At 56.5% G+C, this 11,531-nt stretch carries 8 protein-coding genes; all 8 read right to left on the minus strand.

Annotated elements, in window-relative coordinates; genetic code table 11:
• Positions 1 to 6: 6 nt before the first annotated feature.
• A complete protein-coding gene (locus tag WKR14_RS18285) occupies positions 7 to 852 on the minus strand; it encodes a carbon-nitrogen hydrolase family protein (protein ID WP_335921441.1) in 846 nt (281 codons plus the stop codon).
• The gene (locus tag WKR14_RS18290; protein WP_335921442.1) at positions 776 to 5,119 is read right to left on the minus strand and encodes a YhdP family protein; all 4,344 of its coding nucleotides are present in this window, start codon (positions 5,117 to 5,119) and stop codon (positions 776 to 778) included. Before WKR14_RS18290 ends, WKR14_RS18285 begins: the two co-directional genes overlap by 77 nt.
• Complete coding sequence (rng, locus tag WKR14_RS18295; RefSeq protein WP_044735291.1) at positions 5,119 to 6,585, minus strand: ribonuclease G; 1,467 nt, start codon at positions 6,583 to 6,585, stop codon at positions 5,119 to 5,121. Before rng ends, WKR14_RS18290 begins: the two co-directional genes overlap by 1 nt.
• 131 nt (positions 6,586 to 6,716) lie before the next feature.
• A complete protein-coding gene (locus WKR14_RS18300; protein WP_335921443.1) occupies positions 6,717 to 7,319 on the minus strand; it encodes a Maf family protein in 603 nt (200 codons plus the stop codon).
• Position 7,320: 1 nt separating this feature from the next.
• A complete protein-coding gene (mreD, locus tag WKR14_RS18305) occupies positions 7,321 to 7,809 on the minus strand; it encodes a rod shape-determining protein MreD (RefSeq protein ID WP_025011856.1) in 489 nt (162 codons plus the stop codon).
• A complete protein-coding gene (gene mreC, locus WKR14_RS18310) occupies positions 7,806 to 8,684 on the minus strand; it encodes a rod shape-determining protein MreC (protein ID WP_039034090.1) in 879 nt (292 codons plus the stop codon). The genes mreD and mreC overlap by 4 nt, the downstream gene beginning before the upstream one ends.
• Positions 8,685 to 8,726: 42 nt before the next feature.
• Complete coding sequence (locus WKR14_RS18315; RefSeq protein ID WP_025011854.1) at positions 8,727 to 9,776, minus strand: rod shape-determining protein; 1,050 nt, start codon at positions 9,774 to 9,776, stop codon at positions 8,727 to 8,729.
• A 208-nt stretch (positions 9,777 to 9,984) separates the two neighbouring features.
• The gene (locus WKR14_RS18320) at positions 9,985 to 11,427 is read right to left on the minus strand and encodes an inorganic phosphate transporter (protein ID WP_224866455.1); all 1,443 of its coding nucleotides are present in this window, start codon (positions 11,425 to 11,427) and stop codon (positions 9,985 to 9,987) included.
• Positions 11,428 to 11,531: the final 104 nt, after the last annotated feature.

An 11,531-nucleotide genomic window follows, 5' to 3' on the forward strand; every position in this document is an offset into this window, starting at 1 on the left:
TGTTGGTTATTTCCGCTTACCGTCGCCCAGTTGCGGCGGCAAAAATCTATTGTGTGTCTCTACGGGCATGGCGCTGCGCACCCGCGCTAACTCGGCCTTGTCCAAACATGCCTGCACCCAGCCTGTGCCTTCGGCCTTCTGCGCCAGAATGCGTCCCCAGGGGTCGACTATCATGCTCTGGCCCCAGGTCTCGCGGCTTCCTTGATTATGCTGGCCCCATTGCGCCGCCGCCAGTATAAAACACTGGGTTTCTATCGCCCTGGCTCTGAGCAACACTTCCCAGTGCGCCTCGCCTGTCACCTTGGTAAAGGCCGAGGGCAAGGCGATGATCTCGGCGCCTTGCAAACGCAGCGCCCGAAACAGATCCGGGAAACGCAGATCATAACAGATAGCCAGGCCGATGCGGCCAAAAGGGGTATCCACCACGCTTATCCGCTCACCCGGGCAAAAGGTATCGCTCTCGCGGTATTGGCCTGTACCGTCGGTCACTTCCGCGTCAAACAGATGCAGCTTGTCGTAGTCGCCGAGTACCTGCCCCTGATCATTAAACAGATAACAGCGGCTGTAAACCCGGCCATCGCCACTGGCTACCGGAATAGAGCCGGCCAGCAGGAATACCTGAAACTGGGTGGCAAGTTCGGCCAGTTGCCGTTTGAGCGGGCTTTGCCCAGGCTCACCGGCCCAGGCCAACTGCATGCTCTCATGGCCGCCAAACAGCAGGCTGCACTCGGGCAGCACCACGAGTTGGGGTTCATTATCTTGGCGGGGAAGAGTCTCAAGCTGCGAGACGATAAATTGCAGATTCTGTTCCGGCTCCCGGCAACTCTGACACTGTAGCAGACTGACTTGCATGTTCGACTTCCTGTTTCACTGGCACTTCTGTCTTGGGTTCACTCGGCGATTTGAGCGGCAGCGGCGTGACTTTATCGGCTTGAGGCAAAGATTTTTCAGCCTCAGCGCCGCCGACACCCTCTTCAACAGCCCTCACTGGGTCGCTGTTAAGCGCTTTGGCTTTGTTGTCCTTGGCTTTGTTGTCCTTGGCTTGATCACCTTGGCCTGCATCCGTGGCCGCAGGCTCATCGTCCTGCACTTGAGTCTGTCCTTTCCCAGGCGCCGACTTGGGTTGCCGTGGCAGTACAGACTCAGGGATCTCTATCTCTTTGCTCTTTCGCTCCAACTCTTCCAGCTTGGGCTCTGACATGGTGCCGGTCAAGCGGAAACGTATCTCTGAAATAATCTCAATCACGGGTTCCAGCACCTTGGTCAGGGCAAAAGCCCCCAGGCCCATGGTCCAGGCACTGGTACTGAGCAGCACAACAGTCGGCACGCTGGAGGCCAGTTGCGGCACAAAGCGAATATCATAGTTGAGGCTCTCGGTAACCAGATCGGTATAGCCGCGCACCTTCATGTTACCGGCAATGGCGTCCATCTCGGTATTGGTGGTCTTGAGCACCCCGTTCTCCAGGGTCAGATCGCCGCCAAAGGAGTTGTAATACAGGCCCTTGCCAAACACATCGGTAAAGTCCAGTGACAACTTGCGTAAAAGCGAGTCCAGACTAAAGAGAGAGAAGATCCGCGCCCCCTTGTCACTGAGCTGTTCGATATGCCCCTTGCCGAGATCGAAACGTACTTTACCGCTGAGACTCTCCAGATTAAACGCCAGCGGCGCCCCCAGCCAGTTGAGCTCGGCCTTGACCTCCAGCGGCGAGTCTTTCACGCCGGGATCCAGTCCCAAGCGAGTAGCCAACAGATCAAATTTATCTCCCTTGAGATTGAGCTCGACCTGGGTCCGGTTGTTACCATCACGGCTCAGCCATTCACCCTTGCCCTGCAAACTGGCATCGTTGCTGCTGAGCGCCAAGGTCTGGATCTGATAGCCCGTCGCCGACGGGTTAGCCTGCAACAACAAACGCCCCAGCGCCATATCCTGATAGCGGAAATCATCCACCTCCACCGCCAGCGGCGGCAGGTCACTGCCCTGAAGCAGATTGGTTTCAGGCTCGGGCTCGGATTGCGCTTTGGAATCGGGCTCAGCCGCTGCTGCCGCTATCGGATTCAGATACAGGCGCGAGGCCACCAACTTCAATCCTTGGCTGTACCAATCCGGATAGATCTCTACCCGACCGGAAAACTCCGGTGACAGTCCCTCTATCTGCCAGGCATGCTCTCCGGGGCGGGCACTGAGTTGCAACTCGGTAAAACGCTGCCCCAGTAGCTCGAGCTGTTTCACTCTGGCCTCTATCCCCTTGAGCGGAGGGAAGAAGGCCTTGTCGGCTGCAATGCTTGTAGTGCCGGCCGTGCTCTCGGTTTGAGTCTCATCCTGGGTCTTGGCCTGGGTCTTAGCTTGAGTCACGGCTTGAACTGCTGTTTGGCTCTCGCCAGCAGCCTTTTCGTCATGGTTACCACCGCCGACAAAGGCGTTGATCAGCGGCTGCCACTGGGCAAAATCCACCTCATCCAGGGCCAGCCGTAAGTGACCATCCTGCTTCTGCAACTGATCGCCGCTGCGATAGAGGCGCCCCAGCAGCAGGTCATAGTGTTTCAGGCCCTTACCTGAGTCGGCATCAAAGCCACCCCAGAATTCGGCCTTATCCCCCAGACGCACGCCCAGGGAGCTGGTCTTGTTGTCACCGAGCAGCTCGGCCTTGAGCGTCAGCGCCTGCCCAGATGCCTTTTGATAAGGCGGCGGCAACAGCAACTCTGTCTGCTTGAGATTGGCATTAACATTGGCTTGAATTCGATAGCCTATCTCATCAAAGATCAGCTTCAGATTCCCCTGCCAATCCAACGCGCCCTGATAAAAATCGCTTAAAGGATTATCCAGCTCGGACGGCAAGTTGGCGAGGTTCCACTGGCCCTTGAGCCTGGCATTGAGCCCCATATTCTGATTGACCTTGCCGGTATCGAACCCAAACTGCAACGGCTGGCCAAACAGGCTGGCACTCAAGCCTTCACCCTTGACCACCTCGTTATGAAAACTCACCTTGCCGCTGACCTTATCCAGCAACACCCCTGGCTCACGGATATAAATCGGCACCCCGGCAAACTGGACATCACCGAAGATCTGCGCCTCTTCACCGTCATAGAGCGGAATACTCAAATCCAGCTTGCCGCTGACAGGCCCCTGAACCTGCACCACATCCAGGGTGATACCGACACTGTCTCTAAGCGGCGAGCGCTGCAACACCTCGGTGGCATCCTGCCCTTGAGTCGCCAGTTGCGCCTCGACCCGCAGCAGACTCCGGTGATCCATCTTGGGGATATAGACATGGGCGCCATCGGCCGCCACATTCAACAGCTTGCCCTTGTTGACCCAGAGATCCATCCGGGCATTTTCAAATAGCGCCTTGAGACTCAAGTCGGTCACCGCCGGCCAATCCGGCTGGAAGGCATATTCGGCGTGGGTCAGATTGAACCCTGCCTGAAACACCCCGGAATGATCTTGATAGGGAAATCCGGCCAGCTCACCGTGCCAGACCACGGCGGCATCATCGCTACGACCGGCCTTAAGGGCGCCTTCCAGATAATCGGCCAGCGACTCACCCATGGCATGGCGCGGGAAATAACGCCCGGCATTGGCGGCGTTGAGTAGTTTGACCCGGGAAGACAGCGCTAGGTGTGGCTTGTCGGCCAGCAGCAAACGCATCGAGGCGTCCAGGCTGATGTCGTCATTGCCCAGATGCAGTGCCGGCAGCACCAGCGCCTGGCGCTCAAGCGAGAAGCCCAGCTCAAAGGCATCGGCGCGAAAACTGAGCGGCGCCTTGAAACCATCGCCAAAGTCCAGTTTATAGTCCTGGCTAGGCAATGCCGCGCTGAGGAAATTGTTCCGCCAACCCAGAGAAAGATCGATTGGTGTGCTGCCAGGGATGGACTCGGAAGGCTGCCAGCTAACCCGCTCCAGCGCCACTTTAGCCTGCAGGGCTCCTTCCTTGGGGCGATAGATAGCCAAAGGCCCGAGCTTGCCCTGAGGCTTGAGTTGCTGCCAGGTACGCAAGCCTTCCAAGGGCATGCCGGGAACTAGCGGTAACAGCGGCAACAAGCCATCGAGTTGCAGTTCATTGAGTTTGCCATAAAGCACCCCGGCGGTTTCCATGGCGTGAAACTCCAGCTTGGGCCAAGGCTTGTCATTGGTTGCCAGCTTGAGCTCGCTGCTGTCCAGGCGCCAGCCGTCGGCTATGGGCTGCCAGGCGATCACTCCACCGTCTATGGCAAATTTTTGTGGCTCATCTCTGAGCGACCAGCGCAGCCAGCTGGGCAACAGCTTGATCACCCCGGATTCCAGGCCACGGTTGGCAAACTCAATCCAGGCTTCCAGGTTAATCACGCCCTCCAGTGGCAGCTTGGTTTGCGGATCGTAGGGATTGGGCTGGCGCGAGGCCCACTTACCTAGATCCAGCGACTGCGCCTGCAGATAGGCCTGGCCCTTGATACTATCAGGCTTGTAGCCATCGCCCTTGAGATCCAGCCTGAGAGTGAGTTGTTCGGTCGCCGTTGCCAGCTCGTCCAAATAGAGAGCGCCGCTGCCCTGATGCAACTTGCCGCTATTGCGCCAACTGAGGTCCCGCAGATGAATGGGACGATAATCATGGCTGCTGGACAGCAGTTGCACACTGGCATCGCGAATAGAAAAACGGTCCAGCTGCTCCAGCAGCAAAGCGTAGAGCCAATCGATATTGGTGGCTGGGGCAGGTTTACTTTCAGTATCAAGAGTCGCGGTCGATTTTTGCCCCAGATGATCCAGATCCAGCGCCAGTTGCACCCCGTCGAAGATCACGTCTTCCACTTGCGGGCCGGCGGTCATCAGACTCTGCCAAAAATCCAGTTTGACATCGACCTTGTCGATCATGAGTGTCACCGGCAAACGCTCCTGCGGCGGCAACACCAAGTCCTCAACCGTCAGCGCCGGGCCGAAAGCCTGCCAACGGGCCGACAGATTGCCTATCTGGACCTCGACGCCATATTCGCGCTCGACATAGTCGGCCAATTGCTGCTTGGCTTCATCCAGTTGCGGCAACAGCCCGCGGATGAGACTCACCATCAAGGCAAACAGCACCAAGGTCACGGCCAAAGTGCGCCAGCAATAGCGGCCAAGGGTTCGAGGGCAAAAAGACAGCCGCACTAGACCATCACCACATCATATTTACTCTGCACATACATGGGCTCGCAGTGAATGCGAATACGCTTGCCGATATAGACTTCGAGTTCAGCCACCAGGTGGTTCTCGTCATCGGACAGGCAGGCGTGTACCGCAGGGGCACAGTAAATCAGGAATTCATCGGCATCATAGGTGCGGTTGAGACGGATGATCTCGCGGAAGATCTCAAAGGAGACGGTATCCACTGTTTTCATCGAGCCGGTACCACGGCAGGCAGGACACTCGCCACAAAGCACATGCTCCAGGCTCTCGCGAGTGCGCTTGCGGGTCATCTCCACCAAACCCAGGCCGGAGAAACCTGAGATATTGGTCTTGACCCTGTCATTGGCCAGTGCCGTGGCCAGGCTGTTGAGCACCCTTTGTTTGTGCTCATCCTGCAGCATATCAATAAAGTCGATAATGATGATGCCGCCGAGATTACGCAGCCGCAGCTGACGGGCAATCGCCTGGGTCGCTTCCAAGTTGGTGTTGAATATGGTTTCTTCGAGGTTACGGTGGCCGACAAAAGCCCCAGTGTTAATGTCCACAGTAGTCATGGCTTCTGTCTGGTCGATGATCAAATAGCCACCGGACTTGAGTTCCACCTTACGCTCCAGCGCCCGCTGAATCTCATTCTCCACATCGTAGAGATCGAAAATCGGCGCCGGGCCACTGTAGTGTTCTATCTTATCGGCAATTTCCGGCATGAACTCCTGGGCGAAATGCAGCAGTTCCTCGAAGGTGTGGCCCGAGTCCACCTGAATGCGATCGAGCTCGGCACCGACAAAGTCCCTGACAATTCGCACCGGCAAGGCCAAGTCCTGATACAGCAGCGTGGCCTTGGGCCTTTTGCGCCGCTCGCTGACCTTGGCCCACACCCGCCGCAGGAAAGCAGCATCCTGCGCCAGTTCATCCTCACCTATGCCTTCGGCCGCGGTGCGAATAATAAAGCCGCCGTCATCGTCGACAAAAGGCAGGGTAATCTTCTTCAGCCGCGCCCGCTCCTCTTCGGAGTCTATTCGCTGGGAAACCCCCACATGGCTTGAGCCCGGCATAAACACCAGGTAACGGGAAGGCAGGGTAATGTCTGTGGTCAGCCGCGCGCCTTTGGTGCCCAGGGGGTCTTTGACCACCTGCACCATGATGTCCTGGCCCTGACGTACCAGCTCGGCAATATCACGCACCACGAAGTTGCCCTTTTCCACATCGGCAACACACTCTGTGTGCGGCACTATGTCCGAGGCATGCAGAAAGGCCGCCTTTTCCAGGCCGATATCGACGAATGCCGCCTGCATCCCGGGCAAAACCCGACTGATCTTGCCCTTGTAGATATTGCCCACCAGGCCGCGCTTCATACGCCGCTCGATATGCACTTCCTGCAGGACACCGTGTTCTACCAATGCGACTCGCGCTTCCGTGGGCGTCACATTGATCAGCAGTTCTGACCCCATCTTCCGCGGAGCCTTGCTATTGACTGTGCGACTGGTATTCACGATTTACCCTTGTTGGATGTTAATTCATTGATTTTATCGACTGGCGGGCGTTAAAGCTGCTAAAAATTCGTCAGTTTGTGTAAGCGAGCTTACAAACATCCGGCCTTGTGCAACAGCGACCGGGTTTCAGCCATGGGCAGGCCCACTACCGCCGAATAACTGCCTTCAATCTTGGCGACAAAGCTGCCACCCAGCCCCTGAATGCCATAGGCTCCCGCCTTGTCCATGGGCTCGCCCGAGGCAACATAGGCCTGAATATCGGCATCGCTCAAGTCGCAGAAGTACACCTGGGTGACCACCAGAGCCGCCTCTGTGCGCTTGCCATCGGTCAAGGCCACGGCAGTCATCACCTGATGACTGCGGCCACTCAGGCTCTTGAGCATGGCGCAGGCATCGGCCTTGTCCATGGGTTTACCCAAAATTCTGTCGCCCAATACCACTATAGTATCTGAGCCCAGCACTAGAGTATCAGACCCTTCCTGATGTTCAGGGTTCCCGCACCACAGGGCTAAACCTGCTGCAGCCTTCTCTTCGGCCAAACGGCTGACAAACTGCTCCGGGGTTTCCCCGGCTTGATGACTCTCGTCGATATCGGCGGGCAGGATCTCAAAACCAAAGTTCGGATTTCCCAGCGCCAGCTGTGCCAAAAGCTCGCGGCGTCTGGGAGAGGCTGAGGCCAAAATCAGCGGCATATTAACGTACCTTGTAGTGGCGCCTGATGCGGCGCAGTATCCAGAAGACCCAGGGCCAAATAACCAGGCTGGACAGGGAAGGCAGGAATAGCTCCATGGTGAAATGCGCCCCTGATACCACAAACTGGGCCCAGAAAATAATCAGATGATAGAAGCAGATCAAGCTGGCGATCACCAAAGACTGCTGCCACATGGGGAAGTTACGCAACTTCTGAAAGTGCAGTACCACCACATAGATCACCAGGGAAATGGCCAGTGCGCGGATCCCCAGGGTAGCCCCCAGTAGAATATCCAGTAGCACCCCCAACACCCAGGCGGTGAGAATATTGTATCTGTGGGGCAGCGCCACGGCCCAATAGATCATCACCAGCACCAACCAATCGGGGCGCCAGGCGCTGAACATTTCCGGTACCGGCATGATCTGCAGCAGCATACCCAGCAGCAGGGTCAGCCATACCGCCAAACGGCCATTGGCATTTTCCAGACTCATGATTCGGCTCCACTGTTGGCGTCGGTTGCAGCCGGCTCTTGTGACTCAGGCTTGGCGCCGGGATGGTCTTCAGGCCAGATAAGCAGCAGATAACGGATTCGGTCCAGCGCCGCCAGCGGCTGCGCCGTGACCTTGAGGTAGCTCTGGCCATCGTCCCGGGAAACCGAAATCACCCGCGCCACCGGATAACCTTCCGGGAAGCGGTTGCCAAGCCCAGAAGTCACCAGCAGATCGCCGACCTTGATGTCGGTACTCTTGGCCACGTGTCTGAGTTCTATCTCATCGAGCTCGCCTATACCGTTGGCTATCAGGCGCACATCGTTGCGGGTAATACGCACCGGCAAGCCGTGTTTGGGGTCGGAGAGCAGCAACACCCTGGCGGTGAGTTCGCTGACCTGTACCACTTGGCCGACAACCCCCTGGGCATCCACCACCGGCTGACCGACAAACACGCCGTTGCGACTGCCGTGGTTGATCACCACATAATGATGGAAGGGGTCACTGGCCACTTCCATCACCTCGGCCACCATCTTGCGCGAGTCCATATGCACCGGCGAGCCCAGCAGTTCACGTAGGCGTTGGTTTTCCTGGCGCAGGTGTTCAAAACGCTGCAGTCTTTCACTCATCAGCAGTTGCTGGCGCAAGAGTTCTTTATTTTGCTGCTCCAGCATGTCACGGGTCGCCAGACTCTGGGCAGACCAATCCAGCAGCTCACCTGGCACATTGGCCAGGTACTGTAGAGGGCTCAGTAAGGATGCCAGCGACTGTCTCGCAGGTTCGAGACGATCATTGGCAACCAGCAGGATCACCGACATGACCACTGCCAATGTCAACCTGAACTGATTTGAAATACCGCGAACAAAAATAGGCTTCATAGAAAAGCTAAGGCGGTAAGATACCGCCTGTGCTGGAAAGTATTAGTTTTCTTCTGAGAACAGGTCACCGCCGTGCATATCGATCATCTCCAGTGCTTTACCGCCGCCGCGGGCCACACAGGTAAGCGGATCTTCGGCGACCATTACAGGGATCCCGGTTTCCTGCATCAGCAGACGGTCCAGATCCCGCAGCAAGGCACCACCACCTGTGAGCACCATACCGCGCTCAGAGATGTCGGATGCCAACTCCGGAGGCGACTGCTCCAGTGCGACCATCACGGCACTGACAATGCCCGACAGCGGCTCTTGCAGCGCTTCGAGGATCTCATTGCTGTTCAGGGTAAAGCTTCTCGGTACCCCTTCGGCCAGATTACGGCCGCGCACTTCAATCTCCAGTACTTCATCGCCTGGATAAGCCGTGCCGATTGTGTGCTTGATGCGTTCGGCCGTGGCTTCACCAATCAGGCTGCCGTAGTTGCGGCGCACATAGTTGATGATGGCATCGTCAAACTTGTCACCTCCGATACGCACGGAAGAGGAGTAAACCACGCCGTTGAGCGAGATGATGGCCACTTCAGTGGTACCACCACCTATATCCACCACCATGGAGCCTGTGGCTTCGGAAACCGGCAGGCCGGCCCCTATGGCGGCCGCCATTGGCTCTTCAATCAGGTAAACCTCACGGGCGCCGGCACCCATAGCTGACTCCTTGATCGCGCGGCGTTCAACCTGAGTGGCACCTACAGGCACACACACGAGTACCCGAGGGCTTGGGCGGAAAAAGCTGTTGTTGTGCACTTGCTTGATAAAGTGCTGCAGCATCTTTTCGGTTACATAGAAGTCGGCGATAACCCCATCTTTCATTGGGCGGATGGCCTGAATATTGCCGGGGGTACGTCCCAGCATCTGCTTCGCCTCAGTACCGACTGCGGCCACGGATTTCTGCCCAGAGCTGCTTCGTTCGCCACGGATGGCGACCACGGAAGGCTCATTCAATACAATGCCTTCTTCACGAACATAAATGAGAGTGTTAGCTGTACCCAAATCGATCGACAGATCGTTAGAAAAAATGCCACGCAGCTTCTTGAACATGTAACTAGCCTGTATTCTGTGGAGTCAGAAGAAATGAAAATCAGCTAACTTTATCAATGCCTCCGGCATTCCACAAGACTCGCGGGGTTAACATTCGCTAATCCGTGAGGGTTTTTGGCATATATCTGTAAAAGCTGTCGCAATGCGCTGAGATAAAGTTGCCAAAAGCTTGGATCATGCCAATCCCTTGACATGATTTGTGTGCTTATTAAGCAAAAAAGGTTTGCACCAACATAAAGAGCCCGGCCGACAAAACTATGGTCATAGGCAGTGTCAGTACCCAGGTCAACAGAATTTGTTTAATAGTGTTTTTCTGTACTCCGGAGCCATTGGCCACCATGGTGCCGGCCACGGCCGAAGACAGGATATGGGTGGTAGATACCGGCATGCCTGTCATACTGGCGATACCGATAGAACCGGCGGCGGTCAACTGCGCGGCGATACCCTGACTGTAGGTCATGCCACCGTTACCAATTTTCTCGCCAACCGTGTGCACAATCCGGCGCCAGCCCACCATGGTGCCGCAACCCAGCGCCAGGGCAACGGCCACTATGACCCATAGCGGCGCATATTCGGTAATGGCGTTAAGCTGACCACGCCAATGTTTTAACTGACTGACTTCTGCAGCGGGCAATGGCTGCTTGGCCAATTTGCGGGTACTGTCATCGATACAAAGGATCAGCTGCCTGGCTTGCCGGCGCTGTTCCTGAGTAAGCTGTTTAACCGTATTCCCTTGCTCAAGGAGCCTATCCAGGCTTTGCATCGAAGCGATGGCCGAGTCCTGACAGCGACTGTCGGCGGCGTGCTCACCCAAGTTAGCCACCAGCTGCGGGTTGCGCTCATACAGGGCCATGATGCGCCGGTTGGCATCCTGAGCCTTATCCATATCGAAGCTTTGACTGTTCAAGTCCAGGGCAAAATAACCCGGCGCCATGCAGATAAGCACCAACATCACCAGACCTATCCCCTTCTGACCATCGTTGGAACCATGGGCGAAACTCACCCCCATGGCCGAGGCTATCAAGGTAATCCGGGCCCAGAATGGCGGGTGCTTCTTGCCATTGACCGCCATCTGCTCTGCCGGAGTGCGATGCAGTTTGGGCTTACGCCAGATACGTTTCATCACCAACAGCAAAATCGCCGCCAGAATAAAGCCCAGGGTTGGAGACAAGAGCAAGGAGAGCATGATATCTATCGCCTTGCCGGTATTGACGCCATCCAGCGGCGATTGGCCGTTGAGCCAGGCATAGGCACCACCGACACCCATGATGGAGCCGATCAGAGTGTGGGAGCTGGAGGCGGGAATACCGAAGAACCAGGTACCCAGGTTCCAGACGATGGCCGAGAACAGCAGGGAGAACACCAGCAACAGGCCTTGGGAGGAATCCATGTCCAACAAGAGCCCGACCGGCAGCAGATGCACTATGGCGTAAGCCACACCGAGCCCCCCCAGCAACACCCCGGCAAAGTTGAACAGCGCCGAGGCCAGCACTGCGCCTCTGGCCGGCATGGCATTGGTATAAATCACAGTGGCTACCGCATTGGCGGTGTCGTGGAAGCCATTGATGAACTCGTATGCCAACACAAAAAGTACAGCCAGGATCAGCCCCAAAGACCAGATCCACCCCAAACCCGCAAGCGCTTCCAACATAATTTAATCAGCCAAATACAGCAGAGGCTGTCGATTATGCTCAATGTGAGTTGAAGACAAAGTTAAATTATCTACATCTTGGCGCTTTAGTGATTTGCTTCACA

The organism is Shewanella chilikensis (assembly GCF_037953065.1).
Lineage (GTDB): Bacteria > Pseudomonadota > Gammaproteobacteria > Enterobacterales > Shewanellaceae > Shewanella > Shewanella chilikensis.